Origin of the sequence: Hymenobacter sp. UYCo722, assembly GCF_040547115.1 — a bacterium.
In the GTDB taxonomy this organism is placed as follows: Bacteria; Bacteroidota; Bacteroidia; order Cytophagales; family Hymenobacteraceae; genus Hymenobacter.
The window spans coordinates 32,770-56,946 of sequence record NZ_JBEPPC010000010.1 but is presented as its reverse complement, the minus strand read 5'-3'; the positions used below and the strand labels follow the sequence as shown (position 1 = coordinate 56,946).

Below are 24,177 nucleotides of genomic sequence, written 5' to 3'. Positions count from 1 at the left end.
CTCCGTTCAGTTGAAGGAGCCTTTAACTTTGGGCAATGGCGTACTTAGTCGGTGGTGTTTTTGTCGCGCTCTTTGCATGGGCTGCCCTTCGCTCCCTGTATTTGCGCTACTGGGGCATTGCCACGACCGGGACCGTTGTGTCCTTGGAACTGACCCGCGATGGGGACGGTGATACGTACAAGCCAGTGGTTGCCTTTACGACCCAGCACGGCGTGCGCATCGAGGCCAAGAGCATGTACGGCACCCCAGAAGCCGGTACGTACTTCCGGGTGGGGGAGCAAGTACGGCTTCGCTACGCGGCGAGCAAACCGACGTGCTTTGCTATCGAGGGTTATGAGGTATCCGCCGTGCTGTTCCTGTTTTTTTTCGCCATCGCAGGGGCCGCGATTCTCTGGTGGGCCTTTACTACCTAAGCAGCTGCGTTAAAGAAAACGGTGGCCAGGTAAACGCGCGCCATTTGGTGAAAGAAGCGTTTATTTGACCTTTGGCTGGCCGACAGCGCTTCAAAAAATACCCGAAACCAGGTGTCAGGTAAGGCTCGTCCGAATGCCCGATTTGCCAGAAGAAACCCACGGCCTCGGCCCCTTTTTTTTTTACGCACGACCGACTGCGAATCCTATGAAAAACCCATCCCGCGCCTTTTACTTTGTTGCCACCTTATGCCTGCTCTTGGCCTTGGGCGGAGTCTTCATGGCGGGCTACTATTCCGGCCGCAACGACTCCTTGGCGAAGCTGGGGCTGGGGCTGAGCTTTGGGGGCGCACTCTCGCTCATCTTCGCCTCTGTTGCATATAAAAAACAAAAGGGCAACCCAGCCAATCCGCGCTAAGAAGACACGTAGGAACTACGGCATAGTGCCGTGCAAATGGGCTTGCCCGCTTCGGTTTACTGAAACGGTGGCAAGGTGAACGCGCGCGGTTCAATTGAAGGAGCGTTCTGCCTTGTCAGGACTATTAATGGTCATCTCTGCTGTTACTTGCCACCTCAGCAACTGCTGGTAGAACAAGGCGCTTCTCGTGCTTGACTGACAATACTCAACAGTTGCTGCTCCCGGCGCGGGCTCCGTTTTCAATGCGATTAGTTCGGGGGGCGGCATCAGCTGCTGGAAAAAGCAAGCATCACACTTCGAACTGAGGCCCGGAATAGGCCGGAAATATCATCGAGCTTTGAGGCCTTTATTTACACGATGAAGCAACTAGTACTTGTAGCCAGCCTTTGGGTAGGGCTCATTTGCCCTACCTGGGCTCAGAACACCCTCTTTACTGAAGATTTTGAAAGCGGCACCTTCGGAAGTTTCACCGCCATCAACGGTCAACAAACCCCGACTTGGAACACCGGGACGGCACCCGGCAATGGCCCGCGGTGGGCCGGCAGCATGGCGGCCTTTATTTCCACCAGTGGAAGTATTTACGGTCCCCTGTCGGGTCTGAGCGGGGTGGTCCACCTGTACCGGGATATTACGTTTCCAGCTGGCACCACCGACTTCAAACTCCGCTTTGATTTCCGAAGCGAGGGGTCACTAGATGTCTTCCTAGCTCCCACTTCCTACCAGCCTACTGCGGGCATCGGACCTCCCCTGTCATCGAGCACTCAAATCGCTACAAATCTGCGGAATGCTTCCGCCTATAATTCGGCGACGATACCGTTACCGGCATCGGTCGCCGGCACCTCCCAACGCCTTATTTTCACGTGGACCAGTGCCTCCCAAGCGCCGGCCATGCTGCCCGCAGTGCTGGATAACGTAGTGGTAACGACTGGCGCTCCGGTGCCCTTGGGCGGTGCCTATACCCTCGACCGCCAACTGCCCCGTAGCGCGCGCAATTTTCAGAGCTTGAGCGATGCGGTCTATCAACTGAACACCGCGGGCACCAGCGCCCCGGTGGCGCTGGCCATCCCTGCGGGGCAGCGTTTCGTCGAAGTGGTGCCGCAAGTGTTGGGCACGAACACCCACCCGGTCGTTTTTCAAAAGCAAGGGCTGGGCGCGAACCCGCAGTTGGAGGGCGGAGGCATCGACCTGGTGGGTGCGCATCACCTCACGTTCGATGGCCTGGACATTGTGCCGGGTACGGGCGCTGTAGGCCCCGAGGCCGGGTATGCGGTTTCGGGCGCGTTTAACCAGGGCAGCCACGATATCCGCATCCGCAACGCCACCGTCACGATGCGTCAGAATCAGGCCCAAACCAAAGGCATTTATCAGCGCAACCTGTTGCTCAGCAACGGCGGGCCAGCGGATACGGTCCTCGTTAACCGCCGCATTTGCTACGACCACCTGCAGATTCAGCAGGCCTGTACCGGAATTTGGATACAAGCTGGCTCTGGAGTCACGCCCGACTACGACGTGGAAGTCGGGCACGTCACCATCGGCGATGGCACCCCGGGCAACATCGGGTACCCCACAGACGGTTACGCGGCCTACGGCATGTACTTCTTGCGGGTCAACGGCCTGAACGTGCACGACAACGTGGTGCAGGGCGTGGTCAGCCGCACCGAGAATGCCGTGGGCATCTACGTGTATGATTTGATGGGGCCGTTGCCGTCCGTATTTGCCAATAACCGAATCCGGGACATCGAATTTCGGCATCCCGCCAACCCAGCCATGTCTGCCGTGCAGCCGGTGCTGGTTGTCGGCCTGTGGTTGCTGCAGGCCCCTACTTTCCAGCCCCTGGCGGCCGGACACGCGGTGCAGGTGTTCAACAACGAAATCAGCGACCTGCGGCATGGGCTGGTCCCGGGCGCAGCCATCCCCACAAACCGCAACGGCCAAACCCACGGTGTAATAGCGACCCTGGGAGGCTTTGCGAGTAGCGCTCTGCTGTTTGCCCACAACACGGTCGCAGTGGCCGCGCCAGCTTGGCCGACATTCAGCAGCGCGACCGTGATTCTGAGCACCAGGAACCTGGCATACGGCACGGCTGAAGTGGTGAACAACATCCTGCTCAACACGACCCCACCCATCAGCGCCCCGAACCCCAACACGGCGCAGTCGGTGCTGAATGTAGGGATTCCGGCCACACAAACGACCCCGCCGATTGCCCGGGTACGGGTGGATTACAATGACTTGGTGTTGGCCGCGGGAGCACAACGCTTCCTGGGAAGCTATACAGTAGGCACAACGGGCATAGGGCAACAATATGCCTCACTGGCGGCCTGGCAAGCGGCTACGGGGTACGACGCGCACTCCGTCGGCTTGGACCCGATGTTTTCCGGAGGCTCGCAGCTACGGCCGACCAATGCGGCCTTGGACAATGGCGGAACGCCGCTAGCAGCGGTGCCTACTGATTTGGAAGGGGTCGCCCGCGGCCGCACCCCAGATGTGGGCGCGTACGAATTTGGCAGCGTCGTGACCGGCACCTCCGTCGCTCAGAGCCCAGCACAGGTACAGGCCTGGCCCGTACCCTTTGCCGACGAACTGCGCATTGCACTTCCTGTAGGGACCACCGACCCGTTGCAACTGGAGCTGTTGGACATCTTGGGGCGGGTGGTGCGGGAACAGGCCGTCTCAGGTGCTGCGGGCCCGATACTAATTACGGGCCTGCAAGCTCTGCCGCACGGCTCCTACTGGCTGCGCCTGCGCACCCCCCAAGGGCTGCAAGTGCGGCACTTGACGCACTAGGCGGGGAACTTGAATGGCTAAAGGACAACCTGTGCTTGGCAGCGCTCTCACAAGCGAAATTTTAGCCTACTCACTGAACGAGGTGAACTGGGGATGAGAGGCAGTGAGGTGCTCTCGCTAAGCCGGACAGAATTGGGACAATGGTTGAAGCGAGGTTTCGAAGTGGTTGGGTAAGCAGTAGCCGAGGGCGTAATGGCGCCGTTTCGCGTTGTAATAGGCGATGTGGTGACTGATTTCGGGCTTCGGTCAGGCCGGGGAAACGGCCGCCGTCGAGTAGCTTGACCTTGAAGCGGTTCCAGAAAGATTCCGCATGCGCGTCGTCGCAGCAAGTGCCGCGCCGGCTCATGGTTTGCAGCGCGCCGTGTTGGGTGTTGTTAAACAAATAGGAAAACCTCCGAGGCCGTAGCCAAATGGCGTGGTTGCTCGAGATAATGTACAAAAGCAACGTTAGAGTATCAAAAACCCGATAGTCTTATACACTCCCTAACGCAATCGAAAGCGGGTGGAGAAAACGGTAAGGCCGTAAACGCGCGCCGTTCAGAATTACGAGCCTTATTTTAGGCGGCTGTAAACAGGTCCGTTCAAGGGCAAGGTTACGGAGAAGGTGGTGCCCTGCCCTTCCCGGCTTTCCACGCCGAGCGTGCCCCCGTGGCCCTGGGTGATGATGTCGTGGCTGAGCGAGAGGCCCAGGCCGGTGCCTTCGCCCGCAGGCTTGGTGGTGAAAAAGGGTTGGAAGATTTTCGCCTGCACGGCCGCGCTCATGCCCGGGCCGTTGTCGGCGATGCGGATTTCGACGCCGCCCGGCCCGGCGCTGGTGTGCACGTGCACCTCGGGGCGGTAGCCGGCCTCGCCTGCCTGTTGGCGCTGGCGCACGGCGTGGAAGGCGTTGGTGAGCAGGTTGATGAGTACCCGGCCCACATCCTGCGGCACCACTGCCACCAGGGGCAGGGCCGGGTCGAGCGCGGTGGTCAGGTGGGCGCGGAAGTCGCGGTCTTGGGCCCGCAGGCCCTGGTAGGCCAGGCGCAGGCTGTCTTCGACCAGCGCGTTGAGCGGGGTGGGCACGCGCTGGCCGGTGCCGGCGCGCGCGTGTTCGAGCATGCCCGCGATGATGGCCGTGGCCCGCTGCCCGTGCTGGCTGATTTCGCGCAGGTTCTGCTTCAGCCCGGCCAGGATTTCGCCCTCCAGCCCGGCGGCGGGGCGGGGCCCGCCCATCTCGTCCACCAGTTCGGTGCTCACCTCAGCAAAGTTCTTCATGAAGGTGAGCGGGTTCTGCAGTTCGTGGGCGATGCCGGCCGTGAGCTCGCCCAAAAAGGCCATCTTCTCCTGCTGCACCAGCTGGGCCTGGGCCGCCTGCAGGTCGGCCAGCGACTGCTCGAGCTGGGCGGTGCGCTGCTGCACCTGGGTTTCCAGCGTTTCGTTTTGCTGGGCTAGCAGCGCTTGCTTCTCCTGTTCCTGGGCCAAAGCCCGGACCGAAAGCTTTTCCACTTCCTCCAGTTTCACCAGCAGCTGCTGCGCATCCAGGGCAAACTCACGGGCCAGAAACAGCGAAATGCCCAGCGCGGGCGCCAGGTAGCTCAGCGCTAGAAAAGGCAGGACGTTGGGGAGAACTCCGGTCAATACCAGCGCGAATCCAACCAAAAAACTGAGCAGCCCGACGGCGAAACCGGTGCCAATGATCCAGATGCCGCGCTGGCGCTCCCGCCACGCTTTTGCCGTCAGGCGCAGCTGCTCGGCAAGGGCCAGCCCGCCAAAGGCAATCGCCGCGATACTAGACAGGTAATCGTTAAATACATAAAGGGTGTTCCAGGCCAGAACCAGGCCGGCGGCGCCCCACAGCCCGTGGTAGAGGCGGCCCGGCCGGTAGCCAAACAGCGCGTACAGTGCCCGCACCGCCCAGAGGTAGCTCAGAAATTGCAACCCGTTCCCGACCAGTTGCAGCGCGATGGACTGCGCAACCGACGAGAAATCGGTGGTCCCGGCAAAGTAGCTGTGGGTCCAGACGCACAGGGCCAGCGACCCGGCGTAGAACCCAAAGTACAGGTTGGCCCGCCGCGTGGGGTTGAAGCGAAAGAAGACCAGGTGCAGCAGCGTGAGCAGCCCAAACAGACCGGTCAGCACCAAAAACTGGGTGCCCGCCCGCGTCCGCTCGGCGGTCTGTCGGCGAACATCCGGTGCCGTAAACAGCCGGAAGGAGAGCGGCGGGTAGGCGTCCCTGCCCAGTTGCCAGGGCGGGGGCTCGTACGGGGCAAAGCGCACGGCCAGCACGTACCCCTGGCCGCTCGCGCCGGGCAGCGCCAGCGGCTCGGGCGTGTTGGGATTGATCTGCACCCGGGTCGGGTCGGGGTGCAGGGTGCCGTCGCGCCGTACCAGCCGCCCGTCGAGGTAGAGCTCCATGGCGCCGTTGCCGCTAATCTGCAGCAGCAGGGCGCGCCGGCGCAGGCTGTCGCCGACCGCGTAGCGCAGCCGCAGCCAGCCGAGGCCCGCGGTGAGCCGCGCGGGCAGCGCGCGCCGGGGCCGGGCGGGGTTAAGCGTGTCCCAGGCGCGGTCGTCGAAGTCGGGCCGGGCCCAGGCGGGGTTGTCGCCGGGGTGGTAGCGCCAGCCCCGTTGCAGCTCCAGGCCATCGGCGGGCAGCCGGTTGAGGCGGAGCGCAGCGGTGTCGGGCGACGGCGTGGCCCGGGCGAGCAGGGCCAGCAGCCAGACGGCGGCTAGCAAGAAAACGAAACGCATGGGGGCGGGGCCACGCCGCAAGCTCGGCACGGCAGCGGAAGTAATCAAAAGGAACGGGAGCTTTCGGCGGGCAAGCTACGACCCGATGCGGCGCATTACAGCCACCACCGGGCTGACAACCAAAGCGTCGGAAATGTCATTGATGACTGGGAGCGTAAGTTTACAAAAACGGTGGCAAGAAACTAGCTAAAGAAGAGACTGCCGGGGCCGCTAGCGAAATTCTAGGGGAATATTTTCCAGTTGCCGCAGCAGGTTCCACTCGGCCGGTTTGAGTTTCGGCAACTCCCAGGCCGCGCCTTCTGCCAGCCACGCCTGCCGGTAGAAAGAGGCGGAGGAAGGAGTATAATCCTCGTATCCGGCCTCCACGCCGCAGCAGGGACAGAATTCATACGTCGGGCACTGGCCGTCCGCGCCCCAGGGCGGCTCCGAGTGCTCTAAGCCGCATATTCTGCAAAATAGCGTAGCCATCGGTCCAAAAGTAAGGGGCGGGTTTAGGGAAACGGTAGGTCGATGAACACGGCTCGTTCAAAAATAGGAGCGTTCAATGACCCGCTATTCGGATACTTTGGTCAACACCACCCGCTCCACCGGAAGGACCTCGACGCTGTTTTTGTTGGACGGACGGAGCACCATTTCCGTGCCGGTCAAGCGGACAATTTCGAAGGTCCGGGGCCAATTTGGCAATTCGATGCTGAGCTGGTTTCCCGCCACGTGCCAGTTGAAATAGTCGATGCGCACGTCTCCGTAGTCCGCGCGTTCCCGTTTCCCCTGGTCATTGTACGTGTACTCGTAACACGTGCCGTCACGCGCAAAGGCGTAGCCGTATCCGACGTTGGCGTCCCAGTAACTAGACGTGTTGCCGCAAATCAGGTCCTGCGCGTCCGGCTCGCTCCGGTCGCAAGCAACCAGCAGCAGCAGCACGAGCATGCGCACCATCGGATGCGTTGCTACGCGGTGACCGGGAGAGAGGAGAAACACTCGCATTTTCGAATCTATTGAGACAGCAGCCCGAAGATACTCTTTGCTCAGAGAGGTCACCATTCAGTCTAGCCAAACGGTGGCAAGGTAAACGCGCTCTGTATGATAAAAGGAGCCATTATGCGAACTACCTGGGACCTAAGCACAAATTCTAATGTGCTTTTATTTGGATAATAGTGCGCTTATGTCGAAGGAGTTAATGCGCGGTTAATGTCATTTGTAAAGTCGGATGGCCCGGTCTTTTGCTTGGCGTGGGCGACTCACCGCAGGTACGTTTGTCTTCGGTCAGTCCGTATGGGGCTGCGCTTTTTTACTTTTTTTCCGACCGCCCATGCTTTATCGTCCTGCCTTTCGCGTGCTGGTTGCTTGGCTGTTCCTGACCGGCGTGTTGGGCACCTCGCGCGCCGGGGCCCAATCGGCCCCCGACTGGGTGAGCGCCTACGCCGAAGGCACGGGCTCGCAGCTGCGGGGCGCGACGGCCGTCGACGCGGCCGGTAACCTCTACGAAGCCGGGGCCTTCCGGGGCACGGCCGTGGTGGGCACCGCGGCCCTGACCAGCCGGGGCGGCCTCGATGCCTACCTGGCCAAGTACACGCCGACGGGCCAGCTGGCGTGGGTGCGCGTGCTGGGCACTGCCGGCGAGGACTACGCCTTCGACGTGGCCCTCGACGCCGCGGGCAACGCCTACCTGGCCGGGGCCTCCCCGGGCGCGGTGGCCTTGGGCAACAACCTGGTGCTGAACAGCAGCGCGAGCGGCTCCGGGCAAGCCTTCCTCGTCCGGTATTCGCCCCAAGGCACCCCGGAATGGGTGCAACAGGGCACGACCGGCAGCCCCGGCTTTGCCTTGGCCAGCGGCGTCGGTCTCGACGCGTCCGGGCACGTGTACCTGACTGGGGTGTACACCGCCGTCGCCTTTGGGGCGTTGGCGCTGCAGGCGCCGCGCGCCGACCCCGGGGCCGTCGGCCTGTTCCTGGCGCGCTTTTCGGCGGCGACCGGGGCCGTGCAGTCCCTGGTGGCGGCCGTGCGCTACCCCGGCACCAACCAAAGCACGGGCGAGTTTCCCACCCTGGCCGTGGCCCCGTCGGGCGACGCCTACGTGTTCGCCAACTTCATCGGCACGCCCGTGCTGGGCAACGTGACGCTCACCCCGCGCGGCCAGTACGACGTGCTCATCGCCAAATTCGATGCGCAAGGCGCGCTGCAGTGGGTGCAGCAGGCCGGCGGGCCCGGCACCGACACGCTGCAAGAAGGCGCGGTCGACGTGGCGGGCAACCTGTACGTCGCGGGTTTTTTTGACGGCACGGCAACGTTTGGCCCCACGCCCGTGGCCAGTGCGGGCAGCTTCGACGGGTACTTGGCCAAGTATACGCCGACGGGCCAGCTGGCGTGGGTGCAGGCCAGCCGCGGCCCCGGGTTTGACGGCTGGTACGGCCTTGCCTTGGACGCGGGCGGCAACCCGTGCGTGGCCGGGGGCGTGTCCGGGGGCGCACAGATTGGCCCGTTTGCCCTGGCCGTGGCGGGCCCCCGCGACGTGGCCGTGGCCGCTTACACGCCCCAGGGGCAGGTGCGCTGGGTGCAGCAAGCCGGGGGCCCCGGGTTCGACGCCGCCTACGCCGTGCGCTGCGGGGCCGCGGGCGACGTGTTCGTGCTGGGGCAGTTCAACGCCCCCTGTGCGTTTGGTGCCCTGACCTTGGGGACGTCGGGGGCGGACCAAACCTTCGTGGCCCGGCTGGGGGTAGGGCCGCCTTCGGTTGTTGTGCAAGGCGACTCGCTGGTGTGCAACGGGGGAAGCGCGACGCTTACGGCGGTGGCCACGGCCCCGGTGGCCGCTTACCGCTGGAACACGGGGGCCACCACGGCCAGTATTGCGGTAACGCAGCCGGGGACCTACTCTGTACAGGCCACGTTCAGCGCCGGGGGCAGCAGCACGGCGTTTTACCGGGTCCGCGCGCTGGTGCCGACCCTCGCCATTGCCAGCGACTCCGTACTGTGCCCCGGGGCCGCCGTCCTGTTGCGCGCCGTCGCGGGTCCGGGCACGCCGGCTTACCGCTGGAGCACGGGGGCCACCACCGCCAGCATCGCAGCGACGCAGCCCGGGGTGTACGCGGTGCAAGCCGTTTTCGGCCCCGGGTGCAGCGCCACGGCGCAGGTCCGCGTGCGGCCGGCGGCCGGGCTCGCCCCGTTTACGCTCGGGGCCGACACCACGCTGTGCGACGGCGATGCGCTGGTTTTGCGCGCCCCCACGCCCCGGGCCGCCGGGGACACGTACCGCTGGTCAGACGGGTCGACCGGGCCGTCGCTGCAAGTGAGCGCCGCGGGGACCTATACCTTGCGCATCACGGGCTGCGGCACCCAAAGCGCGAGCCGGCGGGTGGCCGTGGAAGCGTGCGTGCGGATTGGCAACGTCATCACCCCCAACCACGACGGGCGCAATGACCGCTTGGAAGTCCAGCACTTGCCGCCGGGGGATTGGGGCCTGACCGTCTGCAACCGCTGGGGGCGGCAAGTGTACCGCACGGCGGCGTACGGCAACGAATGGGGGGACACCGCGGCGGCGGGGCTCTACTACTACCTGTTGCAGCAGTCCGGGATGGGCAAAACGTACAAGGGGTGGGTAGAAGTCATCCGGTAAGCGGTGAAGTGATGTGTTTGGCCAAACGGCACTGGCTTAAACGCGCTCCGTTCAAAATAAGGAGCGTCTTTTTGATACTCTACCTTGCGGAAACGTTTGACACCACCCATCCTATGCGCTTCCTCTGGCTATTTGTATCCAATGCGGCATACTACTACGCCTTGTTTTTCCTGCTCATTCTAAAGGGACCCGTCATTTCCATTTCACAGCTAGCCTATGGGCTGCTGATGGTGGCTATTTTCCCGCTGTTTTGGACCCTTTTCTTCGTTGCCATCCTGTTTGCCTATTCTAGGTTGAAGGTCAAAGTGTCCCCTCAACTTGACGCCTACATCTTGGTTGGCCTAGTCGTTGCGCTTGACCTGCTCTATGCATCCAGCTATGCGCAACGGTACTTCTCCACGGCACTAGTCGGGGTCACGTTGGTAAAAATGGCCACAGATGCCTTCCTAGTGCTCAGGTACCGTAAACCGTCACTCCTTGCCACGTAGAGGCACCCAACAGAAGCATTGGTAAGTCTCCGGCTCCACAGCTTCTAGTTCACCATAACGGTAGGAAGGTAAACGCGCACATTCAAGTATTAAACATTTCATTTAAACTACACGCCGTGAAGAATATTTTGGGCCCATGAAAAAACTCTTCTTCCTCGTTTTGTTGCTCGTCGCGGTAACCAGCCACGCCCAGGCGCCGTTGGTGCCGGCGGTCCCCACCCACGCCGACAGCGTGGCGCAGCTGCGGCATGTGTTTCAACACGCCCGGCGCGTGGCGCGCTTCGGGGCCGGGGCTTCCGCGATGGTGCTCGGGGCCCAGGTGCTGTCCTTCGCCACGGACCGTGCCTCCCCCGGCCGCGTGGCGCTGGGCGTGAGCCTGAGCGCCCTCTACTCGTATCTTTTCGTAGACGACGCGGGCCGGTGGCGACGGTTCAGCCGCCGCCGGGAGAACGAGGCGGTGCGTCGCTTGGACGCCCACCAGCCCCAACCCGAGTACGTCGTGAGGTGGTCTAGCTAAGCCGGACAGAGTTGGGACGTTGTTTGAAGGTGGGTTTCGAAGTGATTGGGGGCTTGTGAGGTGGTCTAGCTAAGCCGGACACAACTGGGACGTTGTTTGAAGATGGGTTTCGAAGTGATTGGGTGATTGATAGCCGAGGGCAGAATGTCGGCGTTCGGCGTTGTAATAGGCAATATGATGGCTGATTTCGAGCTTGGCTTCGGCCAGGCCGGGGAAGTAGCCGCCGTCAAGTAGCTCGGCTTTGAATCGGCTCCAAAACGATTCGGCGTGGGCGTTGTCGTAGCAGTTGCCGCGCCGGCTCATGCTCTGCTGGGCGCCGTGTTTAGCGACTAAGTCTTTGAATCGGGTGGCCGTGTACTGGCTGCCCTGGTCGGAATGAATAATGAGCCCCGCCGGGGGCCGACGCACGGCCAAGGCCCGGCGCAGGGCTTCGCTGACGAGGTCTTCGGGCATGGTGTCGCGCACGTCCCAGCCGACGACCTTGCGCGAACAGCGGTCCAGCCACACGGCCAGGTAGAGCCAGCCGCCGCCCTGGCGGGGCAAATACGTGATGTCGCCCACCCAGACCCGGTTGGGGGCCGTGGGGGCCGGCTGGCCCCGCAAGCGGTTGGGGGCGGCGCGCACGGCCGGGTCCGAGTCGGTGGTGCGGGGCACGAACGAGCGGGGCTGCTGGGCGCGCAGGCCATGCTCGCGGAGCACGCGGCGGATGCGCCAGCGGCCCACCGCATGGCCCTGGGCTTGCACTTCGGCGCGCAGCCGGCGGGTACCATAACGCTGGCTGTGGTCCGCAAACGCCTCGCGCACGGCCACTTGCCAGGCCGGTTCGACCGCCGGCACCTGCTGGCGGCGCTGCCAGCCGTAGTACGCGGCCGGGGCCACGCGCAGCACGTGGCAGAGCTGGCGCACGGGTACCTGAGTGGCCCGCTGCGCGATGTAGCGGTACGTACTCACGGGGTCGGCTGGCCGAAGATGACCAAGGCTTTTTTTAAAATATCGAGCTCCTGCGCGAGCCGTTTATTGGCCGCACGCAGGGCGCGCACTTCCGGGTCGCGGGCCACTTCCAGGCTGCCCACTTCGGCCACCAACTGCGCTTGTTGCCACCGGTAAAGCAGTTTGGGGCTGATTCCCAGCTGCCGCGCCGCGGCCTGCGTGCTGCGGCTTTCACTGGCCAGGCGCAGGGCCTCGGCCTTGAACGCCTCGTCGTATTTACGTCGTTTGTCGGGCGACGCCCCGCTTGCTTTGCTTGCCATAACAGAAGAAATATACGTCCTTCTTCTGTCCGTCATTCCTAGACCACCTCAGTCTGCTCCACGATGCCAGTAATGAGTGCTTTTTACATAGTACACGTGTTTAAAATGGTCGCATCCAAACCCTGCTTCGTGAACTGGCTTTATTAGCTTTCTGCTACTGCAAAGTTCCGGCGAAATGAAATGGTACGGGTAAAGAGAATCAAAAAGTATGATTATCAAACCTTGACCGTCCAAATTTTTGGAAATTCAGCCCTTCATTACAGCAATTGTGAGATTGCTATCCACCAGCAGAAGCGGTTGGGGGTCAAAACAAGTCGGTAGGTGGCGTTGCCAATGGCCTTATTCATAAGTACGACAACGGGCCGGCCCCCAGCCTGCATCCACGGTCCCATTGCGGCAGTTTATCGGGATATTTCTGCCGTTCTTGAAGTCAGACGTACTTATGACAGCACCTCAACGTTGGCGGTGCCTAACATCCTTTTTCCCTTCGTCGTACCAGGAAAACGCGCTTCGCCATGGCCTTTACTGACCTCGAATACCAGGCCGCGCAACCGCCGCCGCCGCTGGCCAAATTCGTTGAAAGCTTCTGGATGCTGGCCAATCCTTCGGAGGTCGAGCAGCATATTATCCTCGTGCCCGATGGCCGGATTGACGTGTTCTTCTCGGTTTCCGCCGCCGAGCCCTACCACGTCACGCTGCTGGGACTACAAGACCGACCCGAGGCCCAGGTGATTCCCGCCCGCTCCACCACGTTCGCCATCAGCTGGAACCTGTTGGCTGTCGAGTACCTGCTGCCCATCCCCTTGGGCGAACTGCTGCACCGCGGCCGTGCCCTGCCGGCCGACTACTTGGGGATGAGCGGGACGGACCTGCGGGATTTCGACGCTTTCTGCGCGAAGGCTGCGGCCCACATCACGCCCCTGTTGCCCGGCGACCTCGACCCGCGCAAAAGCAAGCTATTTGACCGGCTGTATGCTTCCAATGGGAGCCTTCCCGTCGAAGCCCTGGCCCAGGCTGCCGGCTGGAGCAGCCGGCAAATCAACCGCTACTTTACCCGCCTATTCGGCCTTTCGCTGAAGACGTACAGCTCCATTCTGCGTTTTCGGGCCTCCTGGCACTACCTCAAAGCCGGCCAGCTGTACGCGGAAGGAGCGTTTGCGGACCAGGCCCATTTCATCCGGGAGATAAAGAAACACACGGGCGTTACGCCCAAAGAGTTAGCTCGGAACCAGAATGACCGATTTATTCAATTTTCCGCCTTCTCGCTGCCCTAGGTTTGCGCTGAATCAACCCTTTCAGCACAACCATGGTACTTCAAGACAAGCAAATAGCCGTCGTGGGCGGTGGCCCCGGCGGCCTGACGCTGGCCCGGCTCCTCCAGCAAGCCGGCGCAGCCGTCCGGGTATACGAGCGCGACCCTGGCCGCCACGCGCGGGTGCAGGGCGCAACGCTGGACCTGCACGACGAATCGGGCCTGGCCGCCCTGCGGCACGCCCAGCTGCTCGATGCATTCAAGGCTTGTTACCGGCCGGGGGCCGACAAGCTGCGCTTGACCGATAAGCACGCGCGTATCGCCTACGACCAGCAGGCGGAGGAGCCCACCCCGGCTACCTTCGGCGATGCCTCGTTCCGCCCCGAAATCGACCGGGGCCCTTTGCGCGAGCTGCTGCTGGACTCCCTGCTGCCCGGTACCGTGGTCTGGAATAGCCGCTTGGTTGCGCTCACCCCCCAGGGCGGGGGCTGGCGGCTGGCGTTTCAGAATGGCCCGATAGCCCAGGCCGACATCGTCATCGGTGCCGACGGCGCGAATTCCGGCATCCGGCCGCTGGTGACGCCCATCCGGCCGTTTTATGCCGGCATCACGGTGGTAGAGGGAACCGTGTATGATTCGGCGCGCAACGCGCCGCGATTGCATGAGTTGGTGCAGGGCGGGAAGGTATTCGCCCTGGACGAAAATAAGACCCTTATCGTCAGCGCCAAAGGCGATGGCAGCCTCTCGTTTTACACGGGCTGCAAAACCGGAGAGTTCTGGGCCCGCGACAGCGGCATCAACTTTTCGGACGCGACGCAGGTGGGGGCGTGGTTTCGGCAGGAATTTACCGGCTGGGACGACATCTGGTCCGAACTATTCGCCCATCAGTCAACCCGGTGTGTGCCGCGTCCGCAGTACTGCATGCCGCTCGACCAGGAGTGGGCAGCCCAGCCGAACATTTCCCTGCTCGGCGACGCGGCGCACGTCATGCCGCCCTACGCCGGCGAGGGCGTGAACATGGCGATGCTCGACGCGCTGGAATTGAGCCGCTGCCTGACCAGTGACCAATTCGTTGATGTGCAAGCCGCCATTGGGCACTACGAAGCCCAGATGCGCCCGCGCGCTTCGGCCGTCGCCGGGCTAACGCTGGAACAGACCGAGGCCTTGCATGCGCCGCACGCGCTGGCGCACCTGATGAACCTGTTTGAGGCCGCGCAGTGAAGCTTGCCGCGTTGGCAATTTCCTGCGGCTTAGCTGGGACCGGCTGCGAACACCTATCAGCGTCAGTGGTTAAACTCGCTCAATGTCCATTTGGCCCAGCAGGCCGTTTCGGGGGGTAATGAGGTGCGTCACCACGCCCTCAAATACGGTGGTTCCCTGCCTGTCCTTGACGACTTGCTGCACCGTCACTTCCAAGCGCCCGTCGCTCCGTTCGCGGAAGCCGGTGGGCACCACGTTCGGGTCGAGTTCCTGCCACTGCCGCAGCCAGTACTCCCGCACTTCGTCGTGGCCCGTGGCGTAGTCGCCCTCCCAGGCCCTCGCCCAGCGCACCTGCGGATGGAGCGTGGTCAGAATGGTGGGAATGTCGCGGGCGTTGAACGCCGCATACGCTTTTCGGACAAGGTCTTGGGGAGTGAGAGCGTCCATAAAAACAAAAGAAAATAGTCGTGTAAGGTAACAGCTGCGTGTCGGGCAGCTAATTGGCTTCGCGTTTCAATACTTCATCAATCAGGCCGTATTCCAGGGCCTCGTCGGCGCGCATCCAGTAGTCGCGGTCCGAGTCGTCGTGAATCTGCTGGTAGGTTTTGCCGGTGCGCTCGGCGTAGATGGCGTAGAGCTCCTGGCGCAGCTTAACGACTTCACGGGCCGTAATCTCAATGTCGGCCGACGGGCCCTGTACCCCGCCCGAGGGCTGGTGAATCATGACGCGTGCGTGGGGCAGGGCCGAGCGCTTGCCCAGCGCGCCGCCGGCCAGCAGGAAGGCCCCCATGGAAGCAGCCAAGCCCGTGCAGATGGTCGCAACGTCGGGCCCAATGTACTGCATGGTGTCGTACATGCCTAGGCCGGCGTACACCGACCCACCGGGCGAGTTAATGTAGAGCAGGATGTCTTTTTTGGCATCGGCCGATTCCAAAAATAGCAGCTGGGCGTTGATGATGTTGGCAACGCTGTCGTCCACGGCCTGGCCCAGAAAGATGATGCGGTCCATAATCAGGCGTGAAAACACGTCGATTTCGGCAAAGCGCGTGGGCCGCTCCTCAATGATGGAGCGGGTCATGCCGGTCGGCATACTCAAGCCGCCGCGCGCCTGGCCCTCCACGTGCTGGAGGTAGCGGTCGACGCCTAAGCCATTGAGGCCCTGGTCGTGCACGGCGAATCTGCGGAATTTAGTTCGGGTGAGCATAAGGGGAACTAGGGGATTAGTATGGTTTGGGCCAGGCCCGTCCGGCTGAAGAATCGGAAGGGGCCAGCCCGTAAGTCAGCGGAAACGTTAGGGGGCCACCCGTCGACCTGGCAGCGTGGCCGGGGCCTTACTGCGCCCACCAGCGGCGAAGCCAGGCAAGCCAGCTTCTCGGGCCGGGCGCGTACAGCCGCACGTGAATAAGTTGGAGCTCGCGGCGCAGCTGCCGGCGTCCAGCCAGGCGCAGGCCTTGGTAAAGCTGCCGCTGCGCCGCCGTGTCCGCGGCCAGTTCGGGGTCGAAGAGTTGGCGCAACCGCCACTCGTCGGCCGGAAGCGCGGCCAGCGTCCGCAGCAGTTGCTGCTCAATCAGCTGTAAACGGTCGAGTTCGGGGCGCATGACCTACTGCTCGCTGGTGGCTACTTGAAAAGCCCCGCGTACTGCGTGGCGCAGCCGCTCCAGGCATTTAAACTTCTGCACCGTCGCCGAGCGCACGGAGCCGTAGCCCTGGCGTTCGGCAATCTGGGTGAGCGGCTGCTGGAAGTAGTAAAAGCTGAGCAGCACGTTTTTGCATTTCTCACCTAGCTGCTCCACGTAGTCGCGCACGGCGAAAGCCGGTTCCGCGGAGTCTTCTGCCTCGTCGGCCAGCCCGGCGGCTACGTCGTCGGAAAGGGTATCGGGGGCGAGGCGAGCGCGACGGCGTACTTCGTGGTGCCACAGGTTGCGGCTGATGCCCAGCAAATAGGTGCTCACCGACGCGGTGAGCACCAGCGTGCCGCCTGTGGCCTGCTCGTAAAGCACAAGCAGGGCATCCTGAAATACGTCCTGCGCATCCTGGGCCGAGCCGCCCCGGCGGCCGATGTGGCGGCGCACGGGCGGGAAACTCTGCCGGTAAAGCTCAGTGAGCACCTGGGTGCGGTTCGCTAGCAGCGCGTGGCGCAAGCTGTCGGCTGTGATAGGAGCCGCGGGGCGAGGTTGAAAAGTAGGCATGGCAACGGGATATACTACTTAATCCTGTCTGGGCGAAACTATCACCGGGTGGCCTCAGAAAAAACAGCTTTTTTTTCTGAGGCGGGGGAATATGGTTATCACAGCCGGTAACTATCCCCATGGCAGAGGTCCAAGAAAACATACTTTACTGGCCCCGCCTTCTCTTCGCAGAGGAACTTGGCGCTGCTGCGGGAGCGCAAGTGGAATTCCCCAAAAGGCTAAACCGCCGGGGGCGTGGAGCCGGCCAGGCGCTCCTGGTGCTGCTTGCCCCAGTCGCCGAGCATGAACAGTATCGGGTCAAGGGTTTCGGCGTAGGGCAGCACTTCGTAGGAAACCGCGACGGGGGGACCCGGATGCACGTGCCGTTTGATAAGCTGGTGGTCTTCAAGGTCCTTCAATTCCTTGGCGAGCACCTTGGCCGAAATGCCCGGCACGCGGCGCTCGATTTCGCCAAATCGCTCGCTGCCCGTGCGCAGAGCCATCATGATGGGAAACTTCCACTTGCCGTTGAGCACCGCCAACGCTTCGCGCAAAGCGGCCATGGCGTGGGGACAGTGGGAATAGGACTCGAGTTTCATGACGGACTAGCTAACCATGACGGACTAATAAATAATAATTACTACGGTAAAAGTAAGCAAAAGTCACCAGACTTACTAAAACTGCACTACTTACATTTTATTCATAAAAAACTTTTTATTAGTTAGTAACATTTTGTAAGTAACGTTGCTTACATTTGTCCCGTCCTAATCGCCACAGGCACCGGACGACTCCTTTTGCTTCGCTCTTTTCGCCATGCAGATTCTTCAACTTCTTGCCAGACCTCGCGGGGCAACCTCCTACAGCAACCCGCTGGCCAATGACCTGGTCGCTCAGCTGGTTGCCGCGAACCCGGGCAGTTCCGTTCAGGTCCACGAGCTGACCAACAGTACCTTTCCTCAATTGGAACCAGCGCAACTGCACTCCTTCCTTACCCCCGCCGAGAGCCGTACGCCCGAGCAGGAGGCCGCTGTACGCCTCTCCGATGCAGCCATTGCCGAACTGCTGGCCGCCGATACCCTCGTCATCGGCGCTCCGCTCTACAACTTCAGCATTGCCACCACGCTGAAGGCGTGGACGGACCACATCGTCCGCGCCGGCATCACCTTCCGCAATACGACGGTGGGTCCCGAAGGCCTAGTAAACGGTAAGAAAGTGTACATCGCCCTCTCCAGCGGCGGGGTGCAGTACGAGGGCCCGATGGCCGCCTATGATTTCGTGGCCCCTTACCTGCAAACGGTGCTCGGCTTCCTGGGCATGACCGACGTGACGGTGGTGCGGGAGGAAGGCCAGAACGTGCCCGTGCCCGGGGACAATACGGTGGCCAACGCCATGGCCAGCATCAACTTCTAAGCCCTACCAACGGGCTGAGGGCACGTTACTTACTCCTTAACTGGTGGGCAGCCAGCAGCCATTACGACCGACTACCCCTTTTTTCTTACCCTAGCTGCCCATTGCGGCAGTTACTCTTTACCACTTCATTTTTACACATTTTTTTCTCTCATTTTTCTCATGAAAAAGCCCCTTTTTGCCCTGCTGTTCGCCAGCACCTTGCTGAACGCCCCCGCCTATGCGGCCGCGCCCGGCACCCCGACTACCCGGCCGACCGCCCCACGGGCCGCCACCCCCTACAAACTACAGCCCCAGCTGAGCACGCTGGGCTGGGATGCCAAAGCCGTCACCCACGGTCACAACGGTACTGTGCAGTTCAGCACGGGCGAGCTGCTGGTCAACGGCACCCAGCTGGTGGGCGGCACCGTGACCGTGGACATGAAGACGATTAAAGCCACCGACATTGCCGACGCCGAAAGCAACGGCAAGTTCATGGGCCACATCACCTCCGATGACTTCTTTGGCACGGCCAAATACCCCGCCGCCAGCTTCAAAATCACGAAGGTGACGCCCATCAAAGGCGCGGCGGCCGATGCCAACAACGCCACCGTCACGGGCGAGCTCACCATCAAGGGCATCACCAAGCCGCTGAGCTTCCCAGCCAAAGTGGGCGTGAAAAACGGCGTGGCCGCCGCCGCCGGCACGGCCACCGTCAACCGCACGCAGTACGACATCAAGTACGGCTCGAAATCTTTCTTCGACGGCATCGGCGACAAGGCCATCTACGACGATTTCACGCTCAGCTTCAACGTCATCGCCAAAAAATAACGGTTCACCAGGGCACTGGCCTGTGGAAATCGGCATCGACAGTTTTGCCTGCAACACCTACCCAGAGGTTCCCACCGGTCGGATTTCTTCCCTGCGCCTGCTCCTCAACCGCGTGGTGCTGGCCGACGAGGTGGCACTGGATGTCTTCGGCATCGGCGAGCACCACCGCATCGACTTTATGGATTCGGCCTCGGCCATGATACTGGCCGCGACTGCGCCGACCAAATTGCTCCGCTCCATTGAGCTGCTGGGCACCGGCGTGGTCCAGCTGCTGCGCTAGCCGCCCGGCCGCTCTATACCACCTTCCTGTAAATGCCGCACGTTGGGCCCCTGCCCCGACACGGCTTTGTGTTGCCTTATTTTTTATCCCGTTTACCTTTTAAATCATTGAAATCATGAGTGTTAAAACCAAAAAGATTTTGAGCTGGGTACTTTCCGGCCTCTTGGCCCTGGGCTTTATCGGCGCGGGCGGCAGTAAGCTGGCGGGCGCGGCCGACCAACTCCACAACCTGGAAAGCTGGGGCTACCCGCTCTGGTTCCGGTTCCCGATTGGCCTGGTGGAAATCGGGCTGGGCATCGCCCTGCTGGTGCCGGCCTACCGCACCCTAGCCCTGTACGGGGTATTCATCTGGGCCGTCACCGCCGCAATCACTCACCTGCAAGCCGGTCAGGCCGCCATGCTGGCGCTCCCCGCGGTGTTTGCCGCGCTGGCCGCGCTCGACCTGCTGCTCTGGAAACCCATTGCCCACTTCCAGGGACGGGTACGGTCGCTGGATGCGAACTAGTTACCGGCTGGCCCGGCGTGGCCCGCTTTCCATTTCTTCCTCCCATTTACCCTTTTTCGTTGTCCCATGAACATTTTGCAAATCCTCTCCAGCCCCCGCGGGGCGGCCTCCTACAGCAAGCAGCTGGCCGATGACCTGGTTGAAAAGCTGGTCGCCGCGAACCCCGGCAGCACCGTACGGGTCCACGACCTGACGAGTATGCCCTTTCCCCACTTGGAGGAAGTCCACCTCCAATCGTTTTACACCCCCGTCGAGCACCGCTCCCCCGAGCAGCAGGCCGCCGTGCGCCACTCCGACGACGCCATTGCCGAGATTATGGCCGCTGATACCATCGTCATCGGGGCCCCGCTCTACAACTTCGGCATCGCCTCGACGCTGAAGGCGTGGATTGACCACATTGGCCGCGCCGGCATCACGTTCCAGTACACCGCCAACGGCCCCGAAGGCCTGGTGAAAGGCAAGAAGGTGTACGTGGCCATGGCCAGCGGCGGCGTGTACTCCGAAGGCTACATGGTGAGCTACGACTTTGTGGTGCCGTACCTGAAAACCGTGCTCGGCTTCCTGGGCATGACCGACGTGACGGTGGTGCGCGTGGAAGGCACCAGCAACGCCGACGCGGCCCCCGCCGCGCTGGCCCACGCCAAGGCCAGCGTCAGCATCTAAGCAAGTTTCACACGGCGTGTAGCGAAGCTGCTTTCTGGCTTGGTTGAGTCACTCAACCAAGCCAGAAAGCAGCTTCAATGGCCTGATGACCGAGGAGTGTACCCGTTAACCGTCTTTTCCTTTCTTCGCATGATTACTTCGCTTCCTTCACGCTGGCTGGGCAACCCGGACCAGCAGGTACGGCACCTCATCAGCCGGCGCAAGCGGGTGGGCCTGCGCCAGTTGCGTGCTACCACCAGCCTCGCGCACGAGTTGCACTTCGACCTCGTCGACGTGGTCGACGTCATCCTGGAGGTGGAACGCTTCTTCCACCTCACCATCCCCGACGAGGTGCCCGTGCACACCGTGGGCGACCTGATGCGCTACGTGCGGGGGCACTTGCCCCTGGCGGCCCGCGCATGAGTAACGCCGTGCCCACCCGCCGGGTGTACCTGGCGCATCCGGTGCCGGGCACCTCAACCGGGCTGCTGGTTCGGCACCGGGTACGGCTGGGTCCCGGCCTTCGGCCCGAGCTTCCGGCCCAGTTGCCCGAATACCGGGAGCAAATTTCATCGGCGGCCCACACTCCACCGCCAGAAAATAACCGGCAGTTCCTGGCCGATGCGCTTGCCTGGTTGCTGGGCTTCGACCTGGACGCTATGCTCGCGCTGGTGCTGGGCCGGTAGCCCGGTCAACGATTATGCCCCGGCGTAGGCTTACTCCGCTGCTTTATCATGCCCCTTTCACCCGATTATGCTTCCGCTATACCTACTGCCCGATAACCGGAACCTGGCCATTGCGGCCGACGAAACCATTCTGGCGGCTACGCTGCGCCAGGGCGTGCCGCACGCCCACGCCTGTGGCGGCCATGCCCAGTGCTCGACCTGCCGGGTGCACGTGCTCGACGGGCTGGCCCACTGCTCGCCCCGTACCGCCGGCGAGCAGGCCCTGGCCGACCGCCTGCGGCTGCCCGCCGCCGTGCGCCTGGCCTGCCAAACCACTTCTACCGGCCCGCTGCGCCTACGCCGCCCCATTCTGGACGCGCTCGACGTGGAGCTGACCCGTCACACCCTTTCCCATCCCGACCACCAGGAGGGCACCCAGCAGCAGGTGGCCGTGCTGTTTTCCGACATCGAAGACTACACCGCCTTCGCCGACGCGGTGCCGGCCTACGACGTCATTCACGTGCTCAACCGCTACTTCGAGACCATGGGCGAAGTGGTGCGCACCCACAACGGCCACGTCAGCGACTACATCGGCGACGGGCTGATGGCGGTGTTTGGCCTCGCGCAGCCCACCACGGCGGTGGCCGACGCCCTGGCCGCCGGCCAGGCCATGCTGCGGCAGGTAGCCCCGCTCAATACGTACTTGCAGCACATGTACGACCGCACGTTTCGCGTGCGCCTGGGCCTGCACTACGGGCCGGCGGTGGTGGGTCACATCGGGGGCGGGGGCTTGCGCAAGCTGGCCACCATCGGCGATACGGTGAACGTGGCGGCCCGCATCGAAAGCGCCAACAAGGAATTCGGCACATACTTTTTGGTGTCGCAGGCCGTGGTCGACGCCGCTGGACCAAGCTTGGTCACCGGCCAGGAATTTCGGGCGCGGCTCAAGGGCAAAAAAAGCGAGTACCACTTGTACGAGGTGGCTTCCACCCCAGTAGCGGCCGGGGCGGCGCTACAGCGCAACTTGGTGGAAGTTGACGAGAACAAATGATTACGCGCAAGCCCAGGCCTGTAAATAGCGCATAGCTCTGCATAAAAAATGTTTTGTTCGAAATAGGTGTCGCATTTCAGCTTGACTTGAAGACTATACGCTAAGATTTAACCACAAATACGAAGGTGCCGCTGCGCTAGGTGGCCGACGTATTGTCGGCCTGGCACCGGTGCAACACGTTGCGCCCCAGCGGCCTGCGCCCGCGCACGGTACGTAGCGATACGGATTTCAGCCGGGTGGCCACCCGGATTCTGGCCGACGTGCGGCTGCCGTTCGACGGGCTAAAACCGTCCGCCGGCGCGCACCTGGAGCAAGACGGCGAGCAGTTCCAAAGGCTTGTGGCTCGCTGAACGTCTTTTAAAGAATCGGGTGGCTCAGCTACTGAGACATTCTGGCTTGGGCTGGGTTGCCCAGATTATCCCCACTCATCGCGCTATTTAAACCATATACGTCATGAAACTCACGTTAATTGCGGTCGTCCTAGTCTTGCCCGGACTGCTTCTGGTAGGTCGGGAAAAGCTCTGCAACAAGCCCGACAGCACCCCAATGCCGGTCGAGCAAAACCAGGCGCGGTCAACCGGAGCGCCATTAACCGGCCTAGTGCTGGCCGCGCCGTACCTTATGGTCAGCACACCCGTTGGGGGCCGAGTCGTGAAAACGTATTATAACGAAGGGCAGACCGTGCCAGCCGGCGCGCCGCTGCTGAAACTGGCCGTCGGCACGGGCGCTTCCCCCCGGACGGTTTTTGCCCTGGCCCCGGCGGCGGGCGACGTGACTCAGGCACAGGCTAGGGTCGGGCAATACCTGTCCGCCGGGACGCCCTATGCCCGGCTCACGCCGCGTGGCCCGGTGCGGGTGCGCGTGGCGGCGACCGACGCCGTCCGCCTGCGCCCTGGCGACTCGTTGCACGTGCAAAGGGGTCCGATGGGCCTCATTGGGCATACTACTCCCCTGACAGCCCTATTCCCAGACGTTGCGACCGGTACGGTGGTGCTGGTGCTGGGTCGCCTGGGTTGGCCGCCCGGTACGGCTGTTAGGGTGGTGATAATGCCGTTGTCGGCACAAACACTGGTATTCTCAGGCACGAAGAAGTAAGTGGGTACACCGCAGCAGGTGAGCAATTAATTAACCCAAGTTGCGGAATACCAGGATGAGCAACAAATCGAAAGGCAGCACCAATCTACAGCTATTGCCCGACGTTGTAAACACGGCGCTGCTGCTGCTGGTTTAGGGATAGTCGGTTGGCGTTGGGCTTTTGATTTGAACGGTTCCCCCCCCGCGCGGGGCCGTGCTCGGCGCAGCATTCAGGACTAGAATTGCTGGCCAACTCGTGCGGCCAAGCGACCGATTCGTCCCGCCTCTTGTTCCTACTTCTTAACGTAGTCCCATGTTTGACCGCATCTTGCAACACGTGCAGCAGCAAATCTCCCTGACCGCAGACGACGCGGCCGGGTTCACGGCCCTGCTTACTCCCCGGCCGCTGCGCCGCCGGCAGCACCTGCTCGATGCAGGGGAAGCCTGCGACTTCGTGGCCTTCGTCAGCCAGGGATTTCTGCGCTCGTTCAGCACCGACGAGCGCGGCACCGAACACGTGCTGGACCTGGTGCCCGAAAACGGCTGGCTCGACGACCCCACCCGCGGCCCCGGCCGGGAGCCCAGCCCGTTCACGATTGAAGCCTTGGAAGACAGCGAGGTGCTGCTGCTCAGCAGCCAGAACCTCGAAACGCTTTACCAGCGCGTGCCAGCCTTTGAGCGGTTCTTCCGGCTGCTAAGCCAGGAAAGCTTCGCCCGGTCGCAAAAGCGCTTGATGTGCGCCAAAAGCTGGCCCGCCAGTGACCGGTACCACGAATTGATACGCCAGTACCCCACCGTCGAGCTGCGCGTGGCCCAGCACCAGATTGCCTCGTTTCTGGGCATCACGCCGGAGTCGTTGAGCCGGCTGAAAAAGGGGTTGTACGAGAAGCAGACCTAGCGCACAGGTTCCCGGCAAGGG

Annotated in this window: 27 protein-coding genes; 18 read left to right on the top strand and 9 right to left on the bottom strand. The window is 62.4% G+C overall.

The genetic code is table 11. The annotated features are described in order from the left end of the window. Window positions 1–35: 35 nt before the first annotated feature. The 3 genes from ABIB44_RS18910 to ABIB44_RS18900 all read left to right on the top strand — a co-directional run bounded on the left by ABIB44_RS18910 (window position 36) and on the right by ABIB44_RS18900 (window position 3,612). A complete protein-coding gene (locus ABIB44_RS18910) occupies window positions 36–413 on the top strand; it encodes a DUF3592 domain-containing protein (RefSeq protein ID WP_354586241.1) in 378 nt (125 codons plus the stop codon). Window positions 414–618: 205 nt separating this feature from the next. Then, window positions 619–828, top strand: coding sequence for a hypothetical protein (locus ABIB44_RS18905; RefSeq protein ID WP_354586240.1), 210 nt, complete (start codon window positions 619–621; stop codon window positions 826–828). An 888-nt stretch (window positions 829–1,716) separates the two neighbouring features. Beyond that, window positions 1,717–3,612 (top strand): T9SS type A sorting domain-containing protein, encoded by a 1,896-nt coding sequence (locus tag ABIB44_RS18900; protein WP_354586239.1) that lies wholly within the window; start codon window positions 1,717–1,719, stop codon window positions 3,610–3,612. A 552-nt stretch (window positions 3,613–4,164) separates the two neighbouring features. Here ABIB44_RS18900 and ABIB44_RS18895 read toward each other — a convergent pair. Then, window positions 4,165–6,339: an ATP-binding protein gene (locus tag ABIB44_RS18895; protein WP_354586238.1), complete on the bottom strand. Its 2,175-nt coding sequence runs from the start codon at window positions 6,337–6,339 to the stop codon at window positions 4,165–4,167. A gap of 552 nt (window positions 6,340–6,891) precedes the next feature. Continuing rightward, window positions 6,892–7,266 carry a hypothetical protein gene (locus ABIB44_RS18890; protein ID WP_354586237.1) on the bottom strand — a complete coding sequence of 125 codons (375 nt, stop codon included), beginning with the start codon at window positions 7,264–7,266 and terminating at the stop codon, window positions 6,892–6,894. Between the two features lie 382 nt (window positions 7,267–7,648). Here ABIB44_RS18890 and ABIB44_RS18885 point away from each other — a divergent pair, with 382 nt between their 5' ends. From ABIB44_RS18885 to ABIB44_RS18875, 3 genes are all read left to right on the top strand, one after another. Beyond that, on the top strand, window positions 7,649–9,949 hold the full coding sequence (locus ABIB44_RS18885; RefSeq protein WP_354586236.1) for a T9SS type B sorting domain-containing protein: 2,301 nt from the start codon (window positions 7,649–7,651) through the stop codon (window positions 9,947–9,949). Window positions 9,950–10,062: 113 nt separating this feature from the next. Then, window positions 10,063–10,437: a hypothetical protein gene (locus tag ABIB44_RS18880; RefSeq protein WP_354586235.1), complete on the top strand. Its 375-nt coding sequence runs from the start codon at window positions 10,063–10,065 to the stop codon at window positions 10,435–10,437. 136 nt (window positions 10,438–10,573) lie between these two features. Then, window positions 10,574–10,954, top strand: coding sequence for a hypothetical protein (locus ABIB44_RS18875; RefSeq protein ID WP_354586234.1), 381 nt, complete (start codon window positions 10,574–10,576; stop codon window positions 10,952–10,954). Between the two features lie 69 nt (window positions 10,955–11,023). Here ABIB44_RS18875 and ABIB44_RS18870 read toward each other — a convergent pair whose 3' ends face one another. Beyond that, window positions 11,024–11,905: an IS3 family transposase gene (locus ABIB44_RS18870; RefSeq protein ID WP_354586233.1), complete on the bottom strand. Its 882-nt coding sequence runs from the start codon at window positions 11,903–11,905 to the stop codon at window positions 11,024–11,026. Continuing rightward, window positions 11,902–12,204 (bottom strand): transposase, encoded by a 303-nt coding sequence (locus ABIB44_RS18865; RefSeq protein WP_354586232.1) that lies wholly within the window; start codon window positions 12,202–12,204, stop codon window positions 11,902–11,904. Before ABIB44_RS18865 ends, ABIB44_RS18870 begins: the two co-directional genes overlap by 4 nt. 515 nt (window positions 12,205–12,719) lie before the next feature. Here ABIB44_RS18865 and ABIB44_RS18860 point away from each other — a divergent pair. Together ABIB44_RS18860 and ABIB44_RS18855 are read left to right on the top strand one after the other, a co-directional pair. Further along, entirely contained in the window at window positions 12,720–13,478 is a 759-nt protein-coding gene (locus ABIB44_RS18860) for a helix-turn-helix domain-containing protein (protein WP_354586231.1), read from the top strand. Between the two features lie 32 nt (window positions 13,479–13,510). Then, complete coding sequence (locus ABIB44_RS18855) at window positions 13,511–14,677, top strand: FAD-dependent oxidoreductase (protein ID WP_354586230.1); 1,167 nt, start codon at window positions 13,511–13,513, stop codon at window positions 14,675–14,677. A gap of 69 nt (window positions 14,678–14,746) precedes the next feature. On the opposite strand, the gene ABIB44_RS18850 is transcribed toward ABIB44_RS18855, so the two are convergent. The 5 genes from ABIB44_RS18850 to ABIB44_RS18830 all read right to left on the bottom strand — a co-directional run bounded on the left by ABIB44_RS18850 (window position 14,747) and on the right by ABIB44_RS18830 (window position 17,423). Beyond that, window positions 14,747–15,103: a nuclear transport factor 2 family protein gene (locus tag ABIB44_RS18850; protein ID WP_354586229.1), complete on the bottom strand. Its 357-nt coding sequence runs from the start codon at window positions 15,101–15,103 to the stop codon at window positions 14,747–14,749. Between the two features lie 49 nt (window positions 15,104–15,152). Beyond that, window positions 15,153–15,860, bottom strand: a complete 708-nt coding sequence (locus ABIB44_RS18845; RefSeq protein WP_354586228.1) for a ClpP family protease — start codon at window positions 15,858–15,860, stop codon at window positions 15,153–15,155. Window positions 15,861–15,987: 127 nt separating this feature from the next. Continuing rightward, window positions 15,988–16,254, bottom strand: coding sequence for a hypothetical protein (locus ABIB44_RS18840; RefSeq protein WP_354586227.1), 267 nt, complete (start codon window positions 16,252–16,254; stop codon window positions 15,988–15,990). A gap of 3 nt (window positions 16,255–16,257) precedes the next feature. Then, window positions 16,258–16,845 carry an RNA polymerase sigma factor gene (locus ABIB44_RS18835; RefSeq protein ID WP_354586226.1) on the bottom strand — a complete coding sequence of 196 codons (588 nt, stop codon included), beginning with the start codon at window positions 16,843–16,845 and terminating at the stop codon, window positions 16,258–16,260. Between the two features lie 218 nt (window positions 16,846–17,063). Further along, on the bottom strand, window positions 17,064–17,423 hold the full coding sequence (locus ABIB44_RS18830; RefSeq protein WP_354586225.1) for a winged helix-turn-helix transcriptional regulator: 360 nt from the start codon (window positions 17,421–17,423) through the stop codon (window positions 17,064–17,066). Between the two features lie 214 nt (window positions 17,424–17,637). Between ABIB44_RS18830 and ABIB44_RS18825 the strand changes: the two genes are divergently transcribed. The 10 genes from ABIB44_RS18825 to ABIB44_RS18780 all read left to right on the top strand — a co-directional run bounded on the left by ABIB44_RS18825 (window position 17,638) and on the right by ABIB44_RS18780 (window position 24,156). Then, window positions 17,638–18,234, top strand: a complete 597-nt coding sequence (locus tag ABIB44_RS18825; RefSeq protein WP_354586224.1) for an FMN-dependent NADH-azoreductase — start codon at window positions 17,638–17,640, stop codon at window positions 18,232–18,234. A 159-nt stretch (window positions 18,235–18,393) separates the two neighbouring features. Beyond that, window positions 18,394–19,041 carry a YceI family protein gene (locus ABIB44_RS18820; protein WP_354586223.1) on the top strand — a complete coding sequence of 216 codons (648 nt, stop codon included), beginning with the start codon at window positions 18,394–18,396 and terminating at the stop codon, window positions 19,039–19,041. Between the two features lie 22 nt (window positions 19,042–19,063). Continuing rightward, entirely contained in the window at window positions 19,064–19,321 is a 258-nt protein-coding gene (locus tag ABIB44_RS18815) for a hypothetical protein (protein WP_354586222.1), read from the top strand. A 115-nt stretch (window positions 19,322–19,436) separates the two neighbouring features. Continuing rightward, a complete protein-coding gene (locus ABIB44_RS18810) occupies window positions 19,437–19,826 on the top strand; it encodes a DoxX family protein (RefSeq protein WP_354586221.1) in 390 nt (129 codons plus the stop codon). Window positions 19,827–19,892: 66 nt separating this feature from the next. Then, a complete protein-coding gene (locus ABIB44_RS18805) occupies window positions 19,893–20,489 on the top strand; it encodes an FMN-dependent NADH-azoreductase (protein WP_354586220.1) in 597 nt (198 codons plus the stop codon). Between the two features lie 129 nt (window positions 20,490–20,618). Continuing rightward, the gene (locus tag ABIB44_RS18800) at window positions 20,619–20,891 is read left to right on the top strand and encodes an acyl carrier protein (protein WP_354586219.1); all 273 of its coding nucleotides are present in this window, start codon (window positions 20,619–20,621) and stop codon (window positions 20,889–20,891) included. Next, complete coding sequence (locus ABIB44_RS18795; protein ID WP_354586218.1) at window positions 20,888–21,154, top strand: hypothetical protein; 267 nt, start codon at window positions 20,888–20,890, stop codon at window positions 21,152–21,154. The genes ABIB44_RS18800 and ABIB44_RS18795 overlap by 4 nt, the downstream gene beginning before the upstream one ends. Before the next feature lie 67 nt (window positions 21,155–21,221). Further along, a complete protein-coding gene (locus ABIB44_RS18790; protein WP_354586217.1) occupies window positions 21,222–22,184 on the top strand; it encodes an adenylate/guanylate cyclase domain-containing protein in 963 nt (320 codons plus the stop codon). Window positions 22,185–22,835: 651 nt separating this feature from the next. Continuing rightward, a complete protein-coding gene (locus tag ABIB44_RS18785) occupies window positions 22,836–23,279 on the top strand; it encodes an efflux RND transporter periplasmic adaptor subunit (RefSeq protein WP_354586216.1) in 444 nt (147 codons plus the stop codon). 292 nt (window positions 23,280–23,571) lie between these two features. Continuing rightward, window positions 23,572–24,156 carry a Crp/Fnr family transcriptional regulator gene (locus ABIB44_RS18780; RefSeq protein WP_354586215.1) on the top strand — a complete coding sequence of 195 codons (585 nt, stop codon included), beginning with the start codon at window positions 23,572–23,574 and terminating at the stop codon, window positions 24,154–24,156. Window positions 24,157–24,177 lie beyond the last annotated feature (21 nt).